This is a genomic window from Ruegeria sp. HKCCA4812 (genome assembly GCF_013034245.1).
Lineage (GTDB): Bacteria > Pseudomonadota > Alphaproteobacteria > Rhodobacterales > Rhodobacteraceae > Ruegeria.
In genome coordinates this window covers 303708-322166 of sequence record NZ_WQFQ01000003.1, presented here as the reverse complement: position 1 = coordinate 322166, position 18459 = coordinate 303708, and the positions used below count along the sequence as shown (strand labels likewise).

Here is an 18459-nt window from a genome sequence, read left to right as displayed (position 1 = left end):
CTTGCCCTGTGGACAGGCGCAACCAAGAGGTGCTTTCGTGGCTGAAACGCTTGCTGAGAAACTGGAAAAATCGGAACTCGGCCACTGGATGCAGCGGTTCGAAAGCTTCATGGTCTTTGTCGGGGTTGTTGGTCCTTTTGCCACGCTTCCGCAACTGGTCAAGCTCTACTTTACCCATTCAGAACACGCTACTGGTCAGTCGCTTCTGTCCTGGTCGCTTTATGCCGGGCTGTCCTTCCTGTGGTTTGCGTATGGTCTGGTGGTGGGCAAGTTGCCCATCTATGTGGGCAACGGTATCTCGATGGTGCTGAACCTGCTGATGGTCATAGGAATTCTGGTTCATGCGGGTGTGACGTTCTGAACTTTACGCTGGCTTGGGTCTTTCTTGTTCGCGGTCGCAGACGATGCGTGGGGCCATCAATCCGCGTCGCCAAAATAGACAAAGCTCATCTTGTTCCCGTCAGGGTCGCGTGCGTAGGCACCAAAAAAGTTTGGGCCATATTGGGGGCGGTCCCCCGGATCACCTTCGTTTGTTCCGCCATTTGCAAGCGCGGCCGCGTGCGCATCACGCACTTCTTCTGTGCTTTGGCACAGCAGGCCAACCATGTTTCCGTTGCCGATTGTCGCGTCTTTTTTGTCGAAGGGTGTCGCGCCCCATATGCATCCGCCACCGCGCAGCTCATAGCATACAGCATGCGGCATATACTCGGCGACGACCTTTCCGCCGATCCGGGGCATAACCGCGTCGTAATAGCTGCGTGCCTTGGCAACGTCGTGGAACCGATCATGACGTAATTAAGAGACATTTTGGGAATCCCGCTGTAGAACATAAGAAGAACATTATGGCCTGAACGGGATTAAAGCAACGCATTCTTTTGCCCGCAGTTGGCGACACCCCGGACGACAGACGGGGTTTCCATCGGCCAAGGGGCAGCAGGCGCGTTCTGGCGGGGCACATTGGTGATCTGAAGAATGGCGGCGGGTTCATGTTGAGGCACAACGGAATCCACCGTGGTCAGGTCTGGTCGCTATATCGTGCCGGACCGTTGCAATGAAAAGCCGATGCTCTGCCCTTCAGTCTATGCATGTCTTGGGATCACGCGCCATGTCCGCCGTTCCACCCGTCTTCGTACTCGCCCAACACCCTGGACAGGTGCAGGAGAGACGCAGAAAAGCGTGCGTAGACATCCCTCGACAACATCGGCTTGTTGTCATCCAGCACCTGCACAAGTTCGACGACGGTCGACGCAAACGTCTCATAGACCTGCATGTCTGCCGCCGTTGGGTCCGGTGTCCAGATTTCGCGTTCGTCGTAGTATGTGGCGGGTTTCGGTTCGTCATCGATCATGGTGCGGCCCCTTCTGTTGAAGCGCAGTTGGGGGTCGTAAAAACGCGTACAAGCCGGGTGGCGCGAAGTCACAAAACTATGGCGGCTTCGGAAAAGAACGCGCGCTGAAAAGGGGTTGAAGCACTTCCGCTCTTGCGTGCAAACGTCGCTTGGGATTTTCTGCGAACCAACCAAACCAGCAACAGGGTCAGGTTTTGGACTGGCGCGATCACGGAATACTCCTGACATTACGCCGCCATGGTGAAACAGCGGCGATCATCGAGGTCTTTACCGAAGGCCACGGGCGCCACGCCGGTGTGGTGCGCGGCGGGACCAGCCGCAAGATCGCGCCGATCCTGCAACCTGGGGCGCAACTGGACGTGCTGTGGCGCGCGCGGCTGGAAGAACATATCGGCACCTTTCAGGTCGAACCCCTGCGGTCCCGCGCGGCAGCCGCGTTTTCAGGGCGGCTGGCACTGTCCGGGCTGAACGCGGTCGTTTCGCTGTTGTCCTTTTGTCTGCCCGAACGGGAACCACACCCCGCGCTTTATTCCCGGACGGAACAGTTGATGGATCTGTTGGGGCAGGATGAAGTCTGGCCTCTGGCCTATCTGCGATGGGAGCTCGCGTTGCTTGATGAACTTGGCTTTGGCCTTGATCTGACAGCCTGCGCCGTGACCGGTGTGACCGAAGGATTGATCTATGTATCCCCCAAAACAGGCCGTTCCGTCAGCGCCAATGGCGCCGGGGAATGGGCGGACAAGCTGTTGCCCCTGCCGCCTTGTCTGCGAGGTGAAGGCGCTGCGCCCGATGTCGAGGTCGCAGAGGCCCTGCGCACGACCGGATATTTTCTGGAGCACCGCGTTGCTCCGTCTTTAGGGCATAATCCGCTGCCCGAAGCGCGGGCTCGGTTCGTGGATCAGGTCACTCGGCGGCTGTGAACACCATCTCGTGCCCGTCCTCATTGCGCAGGATCAGCACATTGCCTGACACCTCGGATTGGGTCATGGCCATGAGGGCGGCAAAGTAGAACCCTTCCGCTTCGAGCCCCGCGCAGGCGGCGCGCGTCGCGTTGAGGTTCTGAACCTCAAACCACGGGTAGGGCGCGTTGAGTGTTCCGTCATAGCTGTTGCACGGAGCGTTCCCGGTAATCCTGCCTTCTTCGGGAAACCGCAGCAGAGCGCTCGCCTCATAGGGCTGACCATCGATCTCCCTCAGAACCCAGGTCTGGTCCGCCGCACCATAGGCGGCGACGGTTTCGTCCTTCTCGCATTGGAACAGTGCCATCAAGGGCAGGGTCAGGATCAGGCGAGTCATGGCTGGGTCTTAGCGCATAGGGGATGTCGTTGGAACCGGATCAGTAGGGAAGAGACCCGTTCAGCAGTAGTGCACGCACTTCCTGCCGGGGTTTCCAGTTATAGCGCGTATCTTCACGCACCGGCGCCCAGAACAACGCGCCACTGTTGCGCCAGGGGTCAAGGATGATGCCGTCATACATCGAATCCCCCTTGGCGCTGATCAATGCCGAATGGTGGATGATGCGAAAAGATGTCGGCGGCGACGTGGCCCAGTGCAGATCCAATGTTCGGAAGTTTTCCTGCCGCAGCCGCTTGGTCATGGCTTCTGCCCAATCGTTGCACAGCCCCTTTTCGCGGAACCCGTTGATGACCTTGGCGTTGTGGATGATGGCGGGGTCGGTGACATTCCAATCCCGCGCCAACTGCTGCGAGTAGGAATAGGCGATGGCGGCCGCCCTCTGAGCCTCGACCGGATCGACATCCGGCCCGAGCATTCGGATCGACTGGGCAAGCGCTTCGACATCGCTCTGATCGGCCGTTGGCGCAGGGGTGGTGCAGCCCGCAAGAACGAGCACCGCCAGAGTGGCGCAAAGTGCAAAGAAGGATCGGGTCATGCGATGTACCAGGTGCTGATCGGGTTTCGGTCGGGTCAATCTGACGCTCTAACGGCGAATGGGCCGGGATCAAAGGGGAAGTTTGGATTGCTGCGGACACGGTTCGCCGTTGCCCTGCCGGTCAGAGATGCAAAAATGGTCCGTACAAAACGGAAGGTCCGTGGGTAGGAGGCGTACAAAACCTCAAAAACCAAGAAAAAGACCCGGCGCAATGGCCGGGTCAGTTGGGGAAACGGGCGCCGGTTCCGGTCACCCGAGCAGACGTCGTGCGATGACCTGTGCCTGAATCTCGGCCGCCCCTTCAAAAATGTTGAGAATGCGCGCGTCGCACAGAACGCGGCTGATCTTGTATTCCAGTGCAAAGCCGTTCCCGCCGTGGATTTGCAGCCCGTTATCGGCGGCTGCCCAGGCCACACGGGCGCCCAGCAGCTTGGCCATGCCCGCCTCAAGATCACAGCGTTGGCCGTGGTCTTTTTCCCACGCGCTGAAATAGGTCAGCTGGCGCGCGATCATGATCTCGACCGCCATCATTGCCAGCTTGCCCGAGACACGCGGGAAGTTGATCAGCGATTTGCCGAATTGCTTGCGGTCGATGGCATATTGCATGGCGATATCCAGCGCGCTTTGCGCCACGCCGATGGCGCGCGCGGCGGTCTGGATGCGGGCACTTTCAAAGGTTTCCATCAGCTGTTTGAAACCCTTGCCTTCTTCACCGCCCAGCAGGTTTTCACCCTTGACGTGGAAGCCGTCAAAGCCCAGCTCGTATTCCTTCATGCCGCGATAGCCCAGAACCTCGATCTCACCCCCGGTCATGCCGGGGGTGGGGAAGGGATTGTCGTCCGTGCCCGGTGTCTTTTCCGCCAGGAACATGGACAGGCCGCGGTGATCTGTGCTGTCGGGATCGGTCCGCGCCAGCAAGGTCATGACATGGGTCCGCGCGGCGTGGGTGATCCAGGTTTTGTTGCCGGTGATCTGGTAATCACCGTTCTCGTCCTTCACGGCACGGGTACGCAGGCTGCCAAGATCCGAACCGGTGTTGGGTTCAGTGAAGACAGCGGTCGGCAGAATTTCGGCGCTGGCCAGTTTTGGCAGCCAGTTGGCCTTTTGCTCGTCCGTGCCGCCGGCGATGATCAACTCGGCCGCGATTTCCGAACGGGTGCCCAGCGAGCCCACGCCGATATAGCCACGCGACAGTTCTTCGGACACAACACACATAGAGGCTTTTGACAGGCCGAAACCGCCAAACTCTTCCGGGATGGTCAGCCCGAAAACGCCCATTTCCGCCAGTTCTTCGATGATTTCCAGCGGGATCAGCTCATCCTTGAGGTGCCATTCATGGGCGTACGGTTCGACCTTTTCCTGCGCATAGCGGCGGAACTGGTCGCGGATCATTTCCAGTTCTTCGTCCAGGCCCGACGCGCCGAACATGGTGGCGCCGGCCTGATCCTGCATCAGCTCGACCAAACGGCTGCGTGCGGCTTGTGAATTTGCCTGCGCCATCAAGGTCTGTACTTCGGACGATTGAAAGCCCGACAGCGCATCCCAGCCGAGGCCCATATCCTGAAGGCGCACGACCTCGCCCTGGTTCATCGGGATGCCACCAGCGACCTGATGCAGGTACTCGCCAAAGGCGATCTGGTGCAGCAACTGCTCCAGTTCGCCGAACTTGCCTTCGGCCTGAAGTGCTTCGGCCCAGCGCTGCATCTGTTGCAGCGACTGGTTGTACGTGGCCAGCCATGCCAATCCATGCGCGGCGGTCTGGTTTGCCTCGATCAAAGCACCAGAGATACGGCCATCCGCCGAGACCATGCCGCGCACCGATTCACGGGCTTTTTCAAAAACGGCTGCTACCGCAGGTACGGCAGCCCGGGTTAAGTTCAGAAGATCGGGCAAAACTGCAGCAGTTGTCATCTCGGTCATATCCTGTCCGTCGTGGGCCATGAATCGCGTCCTTTCCTCGGTCGTCTGGTCATATCATGCTGCACGTGCAGCGCAACAAAAATACTTATTACGCTACGAAAAAGTTCAAATATTACCCCAACATTTTTGCAATGCAGAAGAAAATCCAGATGATATCTAGGGGACATGACCCTGTTTTCCATTCTTTCCCCGCAGGAACTGCTGTTGGCTATGGCAATCGCGTTTGCCTCTGGATGGGTCAAAGGCATGGTTGGTTTCGCGATGCCCATGATTTTGGTGTCGGGGTTGAATTCATTTCTGCCGCCGGATCTGACCCTGGCGGGACTTATTCTGCCGACGCTGGTGACCAATGGGCTGCAGGCCCTACGCGGTGGCCGTGTCGCCGCGATCGCCTCGATTCGGCGCTTTCGGGTTTTCCTTGTTGTTGGCGGTCTTCTTCTGCTGCTCAGCGCACAGTTGGTCGCATTGATCCCGGGGTCTGTCTTTCTGGTTCTGATGGGCGGCTTTGTGTCAGTTTTTGCGCTGTTACAAGTTCTGGGGTTCAGAATGGCGCTGAACCAACCCTCGACCGCAGTCGAGGCTGTGGTAGGTGGCGTGGCGGGGTTTGTCGGCGGCATGTCAGGAGTTTGGGGGCCTCCGACAGTTGCCTATCTGACGGCGCTGAACACCCCCAAGACCGAACAGATTCGAATTCAGGGCGTAATCTACGGTTTGGGGGCGGTTTTGTTGCTGGTCGCACATCTTGGATCAGGCATTCTGTACGCAGAAACACTTGAGTTTTCGGCAGCCCTGATCGTTCCGGCCCTGGCCGGGATGTGGATAGGCATGAAGCTGCAGGACCGTATTGATCAGGCAAGTTTTCGCAAAGCGACCTTGTTCGTTTTGCTGATTGCGGGCCTGAACCTGCTTCGACGCGGTTTGGTGGGGTAACGCGTCAGCCCGAGCGCTTGTCGGCAAACCGGAAAGCAAAATACAGGCCTAGCATTAGGAAGAACAGACCCGAGATATCGCCGATCAGGAATGCGATATATTCCACCGTCGCGCTGCCAAAAGCCAGGTTGGTCAACCCGGAGACAAGGAAGGACGTTACGATTCCGACGCCCATCACACATATCCAACAGGGTTTGCGATCCGGACGGGGAAACAGATCCCACCCGATTGCCTTCAGAAGATAAAACACGGTCGGGACCGTCAGAACCGCAATCGCCATGGCCATCAGGCGGCTGGGCAGGAACACATCCGTTCCACCCAAATAGGCAAAAACGATGAACACGCCGGGCAATAATGCGAAAACGGCGCGCCACCCCAACAGCCAGGCTGTCAGAACCCGCACGCCATGCGGCAGAAACAACAGGCTCGCGCGGCTTGGGTATTCCGGGAAAAACACGTTCTGCAACGGCATCAGGACGGCGAATGTAAGGAACGACGCCAGCACATAGGCCAAAGAGGCCAAAAGCGTTTCAGTAGCCCACCCGCGCAAAGTTATCACGGCTTCTTGCGCGGGTGGATCGCATCATTTGGGTGCATGAACGATGTACCGTCCCCGGTTGGCGCTGCCGCTTTGAGAAAGATAGCCTTTTTCGACCAGCGATTTCAGCGCGCGAAAGAATGTTGGGCGCGAAACACTTTGAACCAACGTGTGCTCGATCAAACCGAATGTGCGCACTTCCTGATCGGACTTGGAAAGCTCTTCGGCGGCATAGTAGATGTCGCGTTCAACCGGAGATAGTTTCTCCAAGCCTAATGTACGCTCCATGCTTTGCATCAGCTTGCGCAGTTCGGTGAGTTTCGAGATCTCAGTCATAATGTTACCTATCGTTTGCCGTGCCATTTGCCGCCTAATTGCGACTGTTTGAGCCATGCTGAATGACGCGCAAGTCAGCAAGTCTCGTATTGACACTCATCCCCTCTCGCTTAGACTAGGTGACTGATTAGGTTGCTCAATCCAGCGTTGTGAGTGTGCGCATATGAGCGACCCCCAATCTAATTTCAGTCAGTGCCCGGCGCAGAAGTGCCGGGTTTTTTCGTCTTAGCGACTATCAGGGCTAGCGCAAATTGCATTTTGAAACAACGCAATTGTATGTGCTTTTTGCGACAAACAACCTTAGCAAGAAGTACAGTGGGCGAAATAAAAAAGGGGCGCTGTGGCCCCTCTTCCTGTCTTATCCAATTGCGACGGCTTTGATGTCGTCGTCGATGAAGGGCAGATATTGTTCAAAGTTCTCGGCAAACATCTGCACCAGTTTTTCGGCCTGTTTGTCGAAGGCTGCCTGATCGTCCCAGGTACGGCGCGGGTCCAGCAGAACTTCGGCAACCCCCGGCACCGAGACCGGAACGTCAAAGCCGAAATTTGCATCCTTGCGGAACTCGGCGTCGCGCAGAGACCCTTCCAGAGCGGCGGTCAGCAAGGCGCGTGTCGCGCGGATCGGCATCCGGCTGCCCACGCCATAGGCGCCGCCGGTCCAGCCGGTGTTCACAAGCCAGCAGGTCGCGCCGTGCTGGGCGATCTTGTCCCGCAACAGGTTGCCGTATTCCTCAGGGCGACGGGGCATGAACGGCGCGCCGAAACAGGTCGAGAATGTCGGCTGCGGCTCGGTGATGCCGCGTTCGGTCCCGGCCACTTTTGACGTGAAACCCGACAGGAAGTGATACATGGCCTGGGCCGGCGTCAGCCGCGCGATCGGTGGCAGAACGCCAAATGCATCGCAGGTCAGCATGATGATATTCTTCGGGTGACCACCCAATGCGCTTTTGGATGCGTTCGAGATATACTCGAGCGGATAGGCGCAGCGCATGTTGGCGGTCAGAGAGTCATCGTCGAAATCCAGTTCCTTGGTTTCGGGGTCGAAGACCATGTTTTCGATCACGGTTCCGAACTTCGAAGTGGTGGCATAGATTTCCGGCTCTGCCTCGGCATTCAGGTTGATGGTCTTGGCATAGCAACCGCCTTCGAAGTTGAAGGTGCCGCGATCGGACCAGCCGTGCTCGTCATCCCCGATCAGTATGCGCGAAGGATCGGCGGACAAGGTGGTCTTTCCGGTGCCGGACAGGCCAAAGAACACGGCCGTATCGACCGGGTTGCCAACAGCATGGTTGGCCGAACAATGCATCGGCATCACGCCTTTTTCAGGAAGCATGTAGTTCAGCAGGGTGAAAACGGACTTCTTGTTTTCACCGGCATATTCAGTGCCGCCGATCAGGATCAGTTTGCGGTCGAAATTCATTGCAATCACGGTCTCGCTGCGGCAACCGTGCTTTGCCGGGTCGGCCTGAAAGCTGGGGCAGTTGATGACGGTGAAATCGGCCGTGAACTCATCCAGGTCTTCGCGGTCCGGGCGACGCAGCAGGTGGCGGATGAACAAGTTGTGCCATGCCAGTTCGGTAATCATTCGTACATTGATTGCGTAAGCCGGGTCCGCGCCACCGACGAGGTCCTGCACAAAATAATCGCGGCCCTTCATGTGGGCCAGCATGTCTTCGTACAGTGCGTCAAAGCCCTCCGGGCTCATTTCGGCATTGTTTTCCCACCAGATGGTTTCGGCAACGCTGTCGGTCTTGACCACGTGTTTGTCCTTGGGCGACCGGCCGGTGAACTTTCCTGTGGTAACTAGGAACGCTCCACCATTGCCAAGTGTGCCTTCGCCGCGCTTTAGCGCCTCTTCGATCAGCGCCGGTTCCATGAAGTTGTAATAGACATTGCCCAGACCCTCGATGCCCTGATCTTCGAGGCGGAATTGCGGGTTAACCCGTCCAGATGTCATGTGTGTCTTCTCCTGTGGCGGCGCGAAGGTCGTTGGCCGTTGCGCCTTTGGGGCAGTGAGCCGGGAAAACCGGCGGCTGAGCGCGTCTTATCACGGTCGTTCATGGCATGAACAGGCGGGTTTGACGCAGTTAGCGCAACCAAGTTCGGGTTTAGCGCCATCAGAAATTCAATGTCGGAAAAGCGGGCAGATTTTTGCGGGCATCAAGGCAAATTTGCCGCAGACCTGCCGCAACAAAGGCATGATTCGCAGTTACGGATTGATTCGGCGTCTTAAAACCGCCAACAATGCCTTACAAATAAGCGAATTATTGCGCGAGTGAGCAGGAATAGGGGTGAGCCCGATGTCAAAGATTGCACTTGTGGATGACGATAGAAACATTCTTACGTCTGTATCCATGACCCTCGAAGCCGAAGGTTTCGAGGTTGAAACATATAATGATGGCCAGGCCGCGTTGGATGCGTTCAACAAGAAACTGCCGGACATGGCTGTTCTGGATATTAAGATGCCGCGGATGGACGGCATGGATCTGTTGCAACGGCTGCGTCAGAAGACGCAGATGCCGGTGATCTTCCTGACCTCGAAAGACGATGAGATCGACGAAGTACTGGGCCTGCGCATGGGCGCGGATGACTATGTAAAGAAGCCTTTTTCGCAGCGTTTGCTGGTCGAACGCATTCGGGCTTTGCTGCGCCGCCAAGAGGCGACAAGCGGCGATGCGGTCGCATCCAACAGCAATGACACCAAAGTCATGGAACGCGGCGACCTGAGGATGGATCCGCTGCGCCATGCGGTCAGCTGGAAAGGCAATGATGTGTCCCTGACCGTGACCGAGTTCCTGCTGCTTCAGGCCCTGGCCCAACGTCCGGGATTCGTCAAAAGCCGCGACCAGTTGATGGATGTCGCCTATGATGATCAGGTCTATGTGGATGATCGGACGATCGACAGCCACATAAAGCGTCTGCGGAAAAAGATGCGTGCGGCTGATCCCGAGTTCTCGGCGATTGAGACCTTGTATGGTATCGGTTACCGGTACAACGAAGAATAGGCGCGGCCGCCTGCAAGAGGTAATGGGGTCTCGTGCGCGACACCGAACAAGCCAGCGAATTGCGCGACGGTGACGTCGTTCTTGGGGATGACTGGGTCATTCCCCAGGACCCCGAGTCAGCGGAGCTGAGGGAAAAGCGATCGCGGAGAAACCTGTTTTCGCTGCGCGGTTCACCCCTGGCGCGCAAAATCATCACGTTCAACCTGATCGCTCTGGTGATCCTGGTCACCGGGTTGTTGTATCTGGACGACTCGCGAAAAGAGAAGGTTCAGCAGACCGCCCGCAATCTGCTGGGCGATGCGCAACTTGTCAGCAACGTTTTTGAAACCCAGTTGCGTCAGGGCGCACAGCAATCCGGGCAGAATGCCGGGAACCTGGACGTCAAGGATACCCTGTCTGGCCTCACCTTGCCCGAAGGGGGCGAGGTTTTTGTTTATGACGCCAGTGGCACGCTGATCGGCTGGACACGTGGTGCCCCGCAAGCCTCTGACATGCCGGTTCTTCTGCAATCCGAGGCCGAGATGCAGACCGGCAGTACGGTGATCAGCGACACGCTGAATGCCGTTTGGACGGGTTTGTCAAACCTGCTCAACTGGTCGACTGAAACCGAAGCACCGACGTTGGCGCAGCGTGTTCAGACCATTATTCCACAAGCGATTGCCGGTCAAAGTCAGGTGCAGGCGGTACAGGATGGCGCGGGTGAGACGGTCATCGTGGCTGCGGCACCAATTCTTTATCAGGATGTACCCGCCGGCGCGGTGGCGATTACCGGCCCGGCTGGTGAAATCGACGCGCTTGCCCGCCGCGAGCAGGAGCGCATTCTTCAGATGTTTGTCGTGGCGCTGCTGGTTTCCGTGGGCCTCAGCCTTGTCCTGGCCTCGACCATTGCCAACCCGCTGGCCGATCTGGCATCCGCGGCAGAGATGGGCAAAGACCGGGGCACGGGTGTCAATCCCGGGCGTATCCGCATTCCCGACCTCAGCGCCCGTCCTGATGAAATCGGACGCCTCAGCCGCGCTTTGCGGGGTATGGTGACCGCGCTCTACAACCGGATCGACGCAAACGAACAGTTTGCCGCCGATGTCGCCCATGAAATCAAAAACCCGCTGGCCAGCCTGCAATCCGCCGTGGGAACGCTGCGGATGGTCAAGCGCGAGGATCAGCGCGACAAGCTGCTGGACGTGATCGAGCATGACGTACGGCGTCTGGACCGGCTGGTCAGCGACATATCAAATGCGTCGCGTCTGGATGCGGAACTGGTCAAGGAAGAAGAGCAGCCCTTTGACCTGCTCAAGCTGCTGGGCAATCTCGGCCAGTATCTGGGTGAGGATGCGCGCTCCAAGGGCATCGATTACATTACGGATCTGCCCTCTGAGCCAATTGTGATCAACGGGCTGGAAGCGCGTCTTGCGCAGGTCTTTGTCAATCTGATCACCAACGCGATTTCGTTCTGCGAAGAAAATGACGCAATTCGCGTCTGGGTCCGGCAGCGGGACAACCGCGTGCTGGTTGTTGTCGAAGACACCGGCCCGGGGATTCCCGAACAGGCGCTTACCAAAGTGTTCAAGCGTTTCTACTCGCAGCGTCCGGCGGAACATTTCGGCAATAATTCTGGCCTCGGCTTGGCGATCTCCAAGCAGATTGTCGAAGCCCATGGCGGGGTGATCTGGGCTGAGAACATCCGCCCGACAGAGGCCGATATCACATCGGATCCGCTGGGTGCCCGCTTTGTCGTGGGGTTGCCCGTCTAAATCCATGCATATTGATTCGTTGTCACTCGCGAAAGATCAGGACAGCGCCTGTGTTCATGCCTCCTGCGTTTCGGTTGCCGGACGCGGGCTTTTGATCATCGGTGCGTCCGGCACAGGGAAGTCCGGGCTGGCGTTGCAAATGATGGCGTTCGGCGCGAAATTGGTCGCCGATGACCGCGTCAATCTAGAGATGCGGCAGAATCGGGTGATCGCTTCGACCGTATCGCAGATCCGCGGTTTGATCGAGGCGCGCCAAATTGGTTTGATCAAAGCCGAACCCAGTGGTCCGGTTCCGCTGGGTTACGTTGTGGATCTGGATCAGCCAGAGCCCGAGCGTCTGCCCGACCCTTTGACGGTTTCCGTGCTGAGGCAAACTGTTCCCTTGCTTCGGGGCGCGGGCGTGCCCAACTTGGCTGTAGCGATGATGCAGCTTCTAGGAAATGGGCGCGTAAACCCGGAATGGCCGAATACATGACATCACAAAGGCGGATCGTACTTGTCACGGGGCCCTCCGGGGCAGGAAGATCCACGGCCATTCATGTGCTGGAAGATCTGGGCTTTGAAGCCATCGACAATCTGCCGATGGGTCTTTTGTCGCGCTTGCTCGACAGTGCTGACAGCGACCGTCCGATGGCATTGGGTATAGATGCCCGCAACCGGGATTTCTCGACGATCGGTTTCATAGAATTGGCTGAAAAGCTGGGCCGCTTAGCGCAGGTCGATCTGACGGTTCTGTATCTGGATTGCAGTGATGATGTTCTGGTGCGCAGGTTTTCGGAAACCCGAAGGCGGCATCCCGTCGCCAAGAATGCCAGCCCGGAAACCGGCGTTCAGCGCGAAAAAGAGCTGCTGGCGCCGATACGTGAGATTGCGGATACACTGATCGACACCAGCCTTCTGAACGTGCATCAGCTGCGGGAAGAGGTCGAGAACTGGTTCGCCCCGCAAGGCGGGCGGCATCTGGCGGTTTCCATCGAATCCTTTTCTTACAAACGCGGTCTGCCGCGCGGATTGGACATGGTGTTCGATTGCAGGTTTCTGGCGAATCCATACTGGCGCCCGGAATTTCGCGCAGCGGATGGTCGAAACCCTGACGTTGCGCACTATGTGCAGTCAGACGCTAACTACTTACCGTTTTTTGAACGTGTGCTGGACTTGCTGACCCTGTTGCTGCCGGCCTTTCGGGCCGAGGGCAAAGCGCATCTTTCCGTGGCGTTTGGGTGCACAGGGGGCCAGCACAGATCAGTTGCCCTGGCAGAGGCCGTTGCAAAGGCCCTTGCGGAAGATGGGCAGCAGGTGGCAATTAGGCATCGCGAGATGGAACGTCGGTCGTTGAATGTGAGGTCGGATTGATCGGAATTGTGATCGTTGCACATGGTGGGTTGGCTCAGGAATACCTGGCCGCCACACAACACGTGGTCGGACCACAGGCCAGCCTCGTGGCGGTCGCGATCGAGGCTGACCATGACCGGGACGAAAAACAGGCCGAAATCTGCCGTGCCGCTGACGAAGTGGACACCGGCGATGGTGTCGTTGTTGTCACCGACCTCTTTGGCGGAAGCCCCTCGAATCTCAGCCTGCGTGCCTGCGCGCCTCAGGACCGGCGTATTCTGTATGGGGCAAACCTGCCGATGCTGATCAAATTGGCCAAAAGTCGCCACTTGCCCATTGGTGATGCCGTCCGTCAGGCAATGGAGGCTGGACGGAAGTACATCAATGCGCAGAATGTGACATTGGATTAAAAACGGATTATTGAATATGACGAGCCGAAGCCTGAAAATTATCAATGAAAAGGGCCTGCATGCACGCGCCTCGGCAAAGCTGGTTGAGGTTGTAGAGGGGTTTGATGCACATGCTGAGGTGTCAAAAGACGGACTTTCTGCATCAGGCGACAGCATCATGGGCCTTTTGATGTTGGCAGCATCGCGCGGAACAACTATTGACGTCGAGACGTCCGGGCCGGATGCTGAGGCATTGGCAGAAGCTCTGGAAACGCTTGTGAACGACAAGTTCGGAGAGGGGTTCTAAGCCACCCCGCCGGGACAGGAAGAACGGGAAGACCAGGAATTGGCGGAAACGACGCACGAGACCAAGACAAACCCGGTGGTGGATGGGACCACAGATCAGGGTGAGATCTACGACCGTAGAACGCTGACCTATGCGAATTCATTCGACGATGCCTGGACAGCGACCGCCATTCGGGCCATCGAGTGGTGCACAGGCAAGCTGACCATTTTGCGCATGGTCAACAAGTTCGAAAAAAAGAACGAATACTATCGCGGCCAGCGGTTCTGGGGCGGTGCCCTCAAGACTATGGGAATCGACCTGACCACACCGCAGGAACAGATTGACCGCATTCCCAAGACCGGCCCGGTTGTCGTCGTCGCCAACCACCCGCACGGTATGGTCGATGGCATGATTCTGGCGGAACTGATCGGCCGGGTACGCAGCGATTACCGCATCCTGACCCGTTCAGTTCTGACGGGTCTGGACGAAGCGGCCACGTCATTCATGATTCCGGTTCCGTTTCCCCACGACCCCGAGGCGCAGGCCAAGATGCTGGAAATGCGCGGCAAAGCTATGGAGCATCTCAAAAACGGCGGCGTTGTGGCGCTGTTCCCATCCGGTGTTGTGATGTCCTCGGATGATTGGTTCGGGCCTGCGATCGAGCGGGAATGGAACGTGTTCACTGCCAAGATGATCCGCCGTTCCGGCGCGCGTGTGGTCCCGATTTTCTTTCCGGGCTGCAATTCACGCTGGTATCAGATCGCCAACCGTGTCTCTGCAATTCTACGGCAGGGACTGTTGCTGCATGAGATCGTCCGATCCTGCAACAAACCCCAGTCGCCGGTGATCGGCGAACCGATTTCGGACCACGATATGGAGCTGCTGGAGCGCGACCCGCGCGGTTTCATGGCCTGGCTCAGAAATCACACCATGTCTTTGGGCAAGTCGGAACAGACCTGATCCGCGTCTTCATCTGGCCAAAAATATCCCGGGGGTGAGCCCGGACAAAGTCCGGGCGAGGGGGCCGGCCCCCTCAGCGTGTCGGTACCGGAACTTCGCCTCGGTAATCATAAAAACCGCGCTCGGTCTTGCGCCCCAGCCACCCGGCCTCGACATATTTCGTCAGGAGAGGACAGGGACGATATTTGGTATCAGCCAACCCGTCATGCAGCACGTTCATGATCGCCAGACAGGTATCCAACCCGATGAAATCCGCCAATTCCAACGGGCCCATGGGATGATTCGCCCCAAGTTTCATGGACTGGTCGATGGATTGAACGTTCCCCACACCTTCATAGAGTGTGTAGACCGCCTCGTTGATCATGGGCATCAGGATCCGGTTCACGATAAAGGCCGGGAAGTCCTCGGCGCTGGCCGCCGTTTTGCCCAACCGATCCACCACCGCTTTGCAGGCGTTGAAGGTTTCTTCGTCCGTGGCGATGCCGCGGATCAATTCCACCAATTGCATAACAGGGACAGGGTTCATGAAATGAAAACCCATGAACCGTTCGGGCCGATCCGTGCGGCTTGCCAGGCGGGTGATGGAAATCGAGGATGTATTTGACGTCAGAATCGTATGCGGCAGCAGGTGCGGTTGGAGGTCCTCGAAAATCGCCTGCTTAATCGTTTCCCGCTCGGTTGCTGCCTCGATAACCAGATCGGTTTGACCTAGTTTCGGCAGATCAAGAGTGGTCGTAATCCGTTTCAGCGCAGCCTTCATCGCCTCGTCGGTGATTTTGCCACGCGACGCCTGCCGCGCCAGGTTACCTTCGATCGTGGCAATGGCGTTTTCCAGAGCATCCTGGCTGACATCGTTCAGCAAGACGTCGTATCCCGCCAACGCCATAACATGGGCAATGCCGTTGCCCATTTGCCCCGCGCCAATCACCCCGACCGATTTAACTTCCATGTTCAGCTGCCTTTGCCCTGTAGGATACCGCGACAGTATCGGCAGACCGGGGCAGGCGGCAAGAGGATCAAGGCGGTCAATTTCGCTTCAAATGCGCGCATTAGGAAAATCTCAATATCTATGACCACAAGATGGCACCGGGTGAGAAAACGGGGGGCTTGATATGAGCTTTCATCAGACAAACAGCGGTAGGGAGTCCACCTGCCAGTATGCCAATTCGAAACTTTGGTTCCGGGGTCCACCCGGCACGTTGGATCAGCCCTATGTGGCCTGTCTGGGAGGAGAGGAAACTTTCGGCAGATTCGTCGATTACCCGTTTCCTGCCGTGCTTGAGAAGCGATTGGGAAAGCCATGCGTCAACTTCGGCAGCCTGTTTTGCGGAATCGAAGCGTTGTCCACTGATCCCGGGGTGTTGAATCTGGCCAATCAGTCAGACCTATGCGTGTTGCAGGTGCCCGATCTTCTGCGCCAATCGAACCGGTTTTACCGCGTACACCCGCGTCGCAACGATCGGTTCCTAGAACCCACCGCGGACTTGCTGAGGCTGTACCCGGATGTTGACTTCACGGAAATCCATTTTGTGCGCCATTTGTTGGAGCAGCTGAGTGCAACAGAAGACGCCCGTTTCGAAGTCGTAGCGCAGGAACTGCGAGAGGTCTGGATACGCGCCACCGGGGACTTGATAGAACGGATCGAACCCGGCGTGGTACTGCTTTGGCTGCATGTGCAGCGGCAAACCGGATCGCATGTCGACCATATCGTGCCCGACGCCGCCATGATCGAACAACTGCGCCCGCTATGCGCTGATGTCGTCGAGGTTTCGGTGCCTGTATCCGCTCAATCAGATTCTCTCGAAGATGTTATGTTCGGAACGCTTCAGCAGCCGATTGCGGAACATATGATCGGCCCGTCCGCGCATCGAGAAATTGCCGAACACCTGCTGATCGCCTTGCGGAACCTGAACTGAAAAAGGCCCGCCTGTTGGCGGGCCTTTGCGGATCAATCCGGATATCCGGTTCAGCCGAGCTTTTCAGTCAGTTCCGGTACCGCCTGGAACAGGTCTGCGACCAGGCCGAAATCGGCGACCTGAAAGATCGGCGCCTCTTCGTCTTTGTTGATCGCCACGATGACCTTCGAGTCCTTCATGCCGGCCAGGTGCTGGATCGCGCCCGAGATGCCGACGGCGACATACAGATCCGGGGCAACAACCTTGCCGGTCTGACCCACCTGCCAGTCGTTCGGCGCATAGCCGGAGTCAACGGCCGCACGCGACGCACCAACCGCCGCACCCAGCTTGTCGGCCAGGGTTTCGATCAGCTTGAAGTCTTCTTCCGAGCCGACACCACGGCCGCCCGAAACAACGACGCCGGCCGAGGTCAGCTCGGGACGGTCGCTTTCCGCCACCTTGTCCTCGACCCATTCGGACAGGCCGGGGTTTTCGCCGACCGACACGGTCTCAACCGCGGCCGAACCGCCTTCGCCGGCCGCATCAAAGCTGGCGGTCCGGATGGTGACGACCTTCTTTGCGTCGTTCGACTTAACGGTCTGGATCGCGTTGCCCGCGTAGATCGGGCGCTCGAAGGTCGAGCCGTCAACCACGCCGGAGGCATCCGAGATCACCATCACGTCCAGCAGGGCTGCAACGCGGGGCATCACGTTCTTGGCGTCGGTGGTAGCCGGTGCCACGATGTGCTCGTAGCCATCGGCCAGGCCCACGATCAGGGCTGCGGTCGATTCCGCCAGGCGGTGGCCCAGCGACGGGTCTTCGGCGACCAGCACCTTGGAGACACCGTCGATCTTGGCCGCGGCCTCACCGGCAGCAGCGGCAGACCCGCCTGCGGCCAGAACGGTTACGTCACCCAGCACTTTCGCGGCGGTCACGGCCTTTGCGGTCGCATCCATCGCCAGTTCGCCGTTGTTCACTTCGGCAAGCAGAAGTACAGCCATTACACAGCCCCCGCTTCTTTGAGTTTCTCGACCAGCTCGTCAACCGAGCCCACGATGATGCCCGCCGCGCGTGCCGGCGGCTCTTCGGTCTTGACGATTTCCAGACGCGGGGTGACGTCGACGCCGTAATCGGCGGCGGTTTTCTCATCCAGCGGCTTTTTCTTCGCCTTCATGATGTTGGGCAGCGAGGCATAGCGAGGCTCGTTCAGGCGCAGGTCCACGGTGATGATGGCGGGCATCTTGACGCTGATGGTCTGCAATCCGCCATCGACCTCGCGGGTGACCTTGGCGGTGTCGCCTTCGATGTCCAGCTCGGACGCAAAGGTGCCCTGGGACCAGCCCAGCAGCGCCGACAGCATCTGGCCGGTGGCGTTCATGTCGTTGTCGATCGCCTGCTTGCCTGCCAGAACAATGCCGGGCTTCTCTTCCTCGACCACTTTGGCCAGGATCTTGGCAACCGCCAGAGGCTCGATATCGGTGTGTACATCGTCAGTCGCCACAACCAGGATTGCGCGGTCGGCACCCATGGCCAGCGCGGTGCGCAAGGTTTCCTGCGCCTGCTTTACGCCGATCGAAACAGCAACGACTTCGTCGGCCTTGCCGGCTTCTTTCAGGCGGATCGCTTCCTCTACTGCAATTTCGTCGAACGGGTTCATCGACATTTTGACATTGGCGAGATCAACACCGCTACCGTCCGCTTTCACGCGGACCTTCACATTGTAGTCAATCACGCGTTTGACAGGCACCAGTACCTTCATTGTAGCGCTTTCTCCTCAAAAAAACGGTAAGCCGCGCAGGCGACTCCACCAATGCTCTCGACCGACTAGATAGCGCCTGCCGCAGTGGCACAACAGAGCAAAATCGTCACGTCATGGCG

At 58.1% G+C, this 18459-nt stretch carries 23 protein-coding genes; 12 read left to right on the top strand and 11 right to left on the bottom strand.

Annotation, left to right across the window (positions count from 1 at the left end):
* Positions 1-37 precede the first annotated feature (37 nt).
* On the top strand, positions 38-361 hold the full coding sequence (locus tag GOW04_RS11895) for a SemiSWEET transporter (protein ID WP_152457088.1): 324 nt from the start codon (positions 38-40) through the stop codon (positions 359-361).
* Positions 362-417: 56 nt separating this feature from the next.
* Here the strand turns inward: GOW04_RS11895 and GOW04_RS11890 are convergent, their stop codons facing one another.
* Together GOW04_RS11890 and GOW04_RS11885 are read right to left on the bottom strand one after the other, a co-directional pair.
* Complete coding sequence (locus tag GOW04_RS11890) at positions 418-738, bottom strand: VOC family protein (RefSeq protein ID WP_254430129.1); 321 nt, start codon at positions 736-738, stop codon at positions 418-420.
* 358 nt (positions 739-1096) lie between these two features.
* Positions 1097-1348 (bottom strand): hypothetical protein, encoded by a 252-nt coding sequence (locus GOW04_RS11885; protein ID WP_152457090.1) that lies wholly within the window; start codon positions 1346-1348, stop codon positions 1097-1099.
* Positions 1349-1542: 194 nt separating this feature from the next.
* Here GOW04_RS11885 and recO point away from each other — a divergent pair, with 194 nt between their 5' ends.
* The gene (gene recO / locus GOW04_RS11880; protein WP_171205770.1) at positions 1543-2268 is read left to right on the top strand and encodes a DNA repair protein RecO; all 726 of its coding nucleotides are present in this window, start codon (positions 1543-1545) and stop codon (positions 2266-2268) included.
* Here the strand turns inward: recO and GOW04_RS11875 are convergent.
* The 3 genes from GOW04_RS11875 to GOW04_RS11865 all read right to left on the bottom strand — a co-directional run bounded on the left by GOW04_RS11875 (position 2252) and on the right by GOW04_RS11865 (position 5180).
* Positions 2252-2644: an META domain-containing protein gene (locus GOW04_RS11875; RefSeq protein ID WP_171232678.1), complete on the bottom strand. Its 393-nt coding sequence runs from the start codon at positions 2642-2644 to the stop codon at positions 2252-2254. The genes recO and GOW04_RS11875 overlap by 17 nt on opposite strands.
* A 40-nt stretch (positions 2645-2684) precedes the next feature.
* Positions 2685-3239, bottom strand: a complete 555-nt coding sequence (locus GOW04_RS11870; protein ID WP_171232677.1) for a hypothetical protein — start codon at positions 3237-3239, stop codon at positions 2685-2687.
* Positions 3240-3488: 249 nt separating this feature from the next.
* Positions 3489-5180 (bottom strand): acyl-CoA dehydrogenase family protein, encoded by a 1692-nt coding sequence (locus tag GOW04_RS11865; protein WP_171232676.1) that lies wholly within the window; start codon positions 5178-5180, stop codon positions 3489-3491.
* 144 nt (positions 5181-5324) lie between these two features.
* Here GOW04_RS11865 and GOW04_RS11860 point away from each other — a divergent pair, with 144 nt between their 5' ends.
* The gene (locus GOW04_RS11860) at positions 5325-6089 is read left to right on the top strand and encodes a sulfite exporter TauE/SafE family protein (protein WP_152457095.1); all 765 of its coding nucleotides are present in this window, start codon (positions 5325-5327) and stop codon (positions 6087-6089) included.
* Positions 6090-6093: 4 nt separating this feature from the next.
* Here GOW04_RS11860 and GOW04_RS11855 read toward each other — a convergent pair whose 3' ends face one another.
* The 3 genes from GOW04_RS11855 to GOW04_RS11845 all read right to left on the bottom strand — a co-directional run bounded on the left by GOW04_RS11855 (position 6094) and on the right by GOW04_RS11845 (position 8920).
* Positions 6094-6648, bottom strand: a complete 555-nt coding sequence (locus tag GOW04_RS11855) for a hypothetical protein (RefSeq protein ID WP_371814397.1) — start codon at positions 6646-6648, stop codon at positions 6094-6096.
* A 24-nt stretch (positions 6649-6672) separates the two neighbouring features.
* A complete protein-coding gene (locus GOW04_RS11850; RefSeq protein WP_152457096.1) occupies positions 6673-6963 on the bottom strand; it encodes a hypothetical protein in 291 nt (96 codons plus the stop codon).
* A 358-nt stretch (positions 6964-7321) separates the two neighbouring features.
* Complete coding sequence (locus GOW04_RS11845) at positions 7322-8920, bottom strand: phosphoenolpyruvate carboxykinase (RefSeq protein ID WP_152457097.1); 1599 nt, start codon at positions 8918-8920, stop codon at positions 7322-7324.
* Between GOW04_RS11845 and GOW04_RS11840 the strand changes: the two genes are divergently transcribed.
* Genes GOW04_RS11840 through GOW04_RS11805 form a run of 8 tightly spaced genes read left to right on the top strand, consistent with a single transcriptional unit; the run spans position 8919 to position 14686 of the window.
* A complete protein-coding gene (locus GOW04_RS11840; protein WP_171169149.1) occupies positions 8919-9242 on the top strand; it encodes a hypothetical protein in 324 nt (107 codons plus the stop codon). The two genes, GOW04_RS11845 and GOW04_RS11840, sit on opposite strands and share 2 nt — an antisense overlap.
* Before the next feature lie 21 nt (positions 9243-9263).
* Complete coding sequence (locus tag GOW04_RS11835; RefSeq protein ID WP_171169148.1) at positions 9264-9968, top strand: response regulator transcription factor; 705 nt, start codon at positions 9264-9266, stop codon at positions 9966-9968.
* Between the two features lie 32 nt (positions 9969-10000).
* Entirely contained in the window at positions 10001-11719 is a 1719-nt protein-coding gene (locus tag GOW04_RS11830) for a sensor histidine kinase (protein WP_152457100.1), read from the top strand.
* 4 nt (positions 11720-11723) lie between these two features.
* Complete coding sequence (locus tag GOW04_RS11825) at positions 11724-12194, top strand: HPr kinase/phosphorylase (RefSeq protein WP_171232675.1); 471 nt, start codon at positions 11724-11726, stop codon at positions 12192-12194.
* Positions 12191-13072, top strand: coding sequence for an RNase adapter RapZ (rapZ, locus tag GOW04_RS11820; protein WP_152457102.1), 882 nt, complete (start codon positions 12191-12193; stop codon positions 13070-13072). The genes GOW04_RS11825 and rapZ overlap by 4 nt, the downstream gene beginning before the upstream one ends.
* A complete protein-coding gene (locus tag GOW04_RS11815) occupies positions 13069-13461 on the top strand; it encodes a PTS sugar transporter subunit IIA (RefSeq protein WP_152457103.1) in 393 nt (130 codons plus the stop codon). The genes rapZ and GOW04_RS11815 overlap by 4 nt, the downstream gene beginning before the upstream one ends.
* Before the next feature lie 16 nt (positions 13462-13477).
* Positions 13478-13747, top strand: coding sequence for an HPr family phosphocarrier protein (locus GOW04_RS11810; RefSeq protein ID WP_152457104.1), 270 nt, complete (start codon positions 13478-13480; stop codon positions 13745-13747).
* Positions 13748-13786: 39 nt separating this feature from the next.
* Complete coding sequence (locus tag GOW04_RS11805) at positions 13787-14686, top strand: lysophospholipid acyltransferase family protein (RefSeq protein ID WP_171120236.1); 900 nt, start codon at positions 13787-13789, stop codon at positions 14684-14686.
* A gap of 73 nt (positions 14687-14759) precedes the next feature.
* Here GOW04_RS11805 and GOW04_RS11800 read toward each other — a convergent pair whose 3' ends face one another.
* The gene (locus GOW04_RS11800) at positions 14760-15635 is read right to left on the bottom strand and encodes a 3-hydroxybutyryl-CoA dehydrogenase (RefSeq protein WP_152457106.1); all 876 of its coding nucleotides are present in this window, start codon (positions 15633-15635) and stop codon (positions 14760-14762) included.
* Positions 15636-15798: 163 nt separating this feature from the next.
* On the opposite strand from GOW04_RS11800, the gene GOW04_RS11795 reads away from it, so the two are divergent.
* Positions 15799-16602, top strand: coding sequence for a DUF6473 family protein (locus tag GOW04_RS11795; protein ID WP_254430128.1), 804 nt, complete (start codon positions 15799-15801; stop codon positions 16600-16602).
* Between the two features lie 50 nt (positions 16603-16652).
* On the opposite strand, the gene GOW04_RS11790 is transcribed toward GOW04_RS11795, so the two are convergent.
* Both GOW04_RS11790 and GOW04_RS11785 read right to left on the bottom strand, forming a co-directional pair.
* The gene (locus tag GOW04_RS11790) at positions 16653-17582 is read right to left on the bottom strand and encodes an electron transfer flavoprotein subunit alpha/FixB family protein (RefSeq protein WP_152457107.1); all 930 of its coding nucleotides are present in this window, start codon (positions 17580-17582) and stop codon (positions 16653-16655) included.
* Positions 17582-18340, bottom strand: a complete 759-nt coding sequence (locus tag GOW04_RS11785) for an electron transfer flavoprotein subunit beta/FixA family protein (protein WP_171232674.1) — start codon at positions 18338-18340, stop codon at positions 17582-17584. The genes GOW04_RS11790 and GOW04_RS11785 overlap by 1 nt, the downstream gene beginning before the upstream one ends.
* Positions 18341-18459: the final 119 nt, after the last annotated feature.

Excerpts from the sequence above, each read along its gene's own strand:
- GOW04_RS11860 (WP_152457095.1), top strand. The coding sequence starts at position 5,325 with ATGACCCTGTTTTCCATTCTTTCCCCGCAGGAACTGCTGTTGGCTATG.
- GOW04_RS11800 (WP_152457106.1), bottom strand. The coding sequence starts at position 15,635 with ATGGAAGTTAAATCGGTCGGGGTGATTGGCGCGGGGCAAATGGGCAAC.
- GOW04_RS11835 (WP_171169148.1), top strand. The coding sequence starts at position 9,264 with ATGTCAAAGATTGCACTTGTGGATGACGATAGAAACATTCTTACGTCT.
- GOW04_RS11790 (WP_152457107.1), bottom strand. The coding sequence starts at position 17,582 with ATGGCTGTACTTCTGCTTGCCGAAGTGAACAACGGCGAACTGGCGATG.
- GOW04_RS11850 (WP_152457096.1), bottom strand. The coding sequence starts at position 6,963 with ATGACTGAGATCTCGAAACTCACCGAACTGCGCAAGCTGATGCAAAGC.
- GOW04_RS11865 (WP_171232676.1), bottom strand. The coding sequence starts at position 5,180 with ATGGCCCACGACGGACAGGATATGACCGAGATGACAACTGCTGCAGTT.
- GOW04_RS11870 (WP_171232677.1), bottom strand. The coding sequence starts at position 3,239 with ATGACCCGATCCTTCTTTGCACTTTGCGCCACTCTGGCGGTGCTCGTT.
- GOW04_RS11885 (WP_152457090.1), bottom strand. The coding sequence starts at position 1,348 with ATGATCGATGACGAACCGAAACCCGCCACATACTACGACGAACGCGAA.
- GOW04_RS11795 (WP_254430128.1), top strand. The coding sequence starts at position 15,799 with ATGAGCTTTCATCAGACAAACAGCGGTAGGGAGTCCACCTGCCAGTAT.
- rapZ (WP_152457102.1), top strand. The coding sequence starts at position 12,191 with ATGACATCACAAAGGCGGATCGTACTTGTCACGGGGCCCTCCGGGGCA.
- GOW04_RS11810 (WP_152457104.1), top strand. The coding sequence starts at position 13,478 with ATGACGAGCCGAAGCCTGAAAATTATCAATGAAAAGGGCCTGCATGCA.
- GOW04_RS11890 (WP_254430129.1), bottom strand. The coding sequence starts at position 738 with ATGCCCCGGATCGGCGGAAAGGTCGTCGCCGAGTATATGCCGCATGCT.
- GOW04_RS11845 (WP_152457097.1), bottom strand. The coding sequence starts at position 8,920 with ATGACATCTGGACGGGTTAACCCGCAATTCCGCCTCGAAGATCAGGGC.
- GOW04_RS11875 (WP_171232678.1), bottom strand. The coding sequence starts at position 2,644 with ATGACTCGCCTGATCCTGACCCTGCCCTTGATGGCACTGTTCCAATGC.
- GOW04_RS11840 (WP_171169149.1), top strand. The coding sequence starts at position 8,919 with ATGTGTGTCTTCTCCTGTGGCGGCGCGAAGGTCGTTGGCCGTTGCGCC.
- GOW04_RS11785 (WP_171232674.1), bottom strand. The coding sequence starts at position 18,340 with ATGAAGGTACTGGTGCCTGTCAAACGCGTGATTGACTACAATGTGAAG.
- GOW04_RS11825 (WP_171232675.1), top strand. The coding sequence starts at position 11,724 with ATGCATATTGATTCGTTGTCACTCGCGAAAGATCAGGACAGCGCCTGT.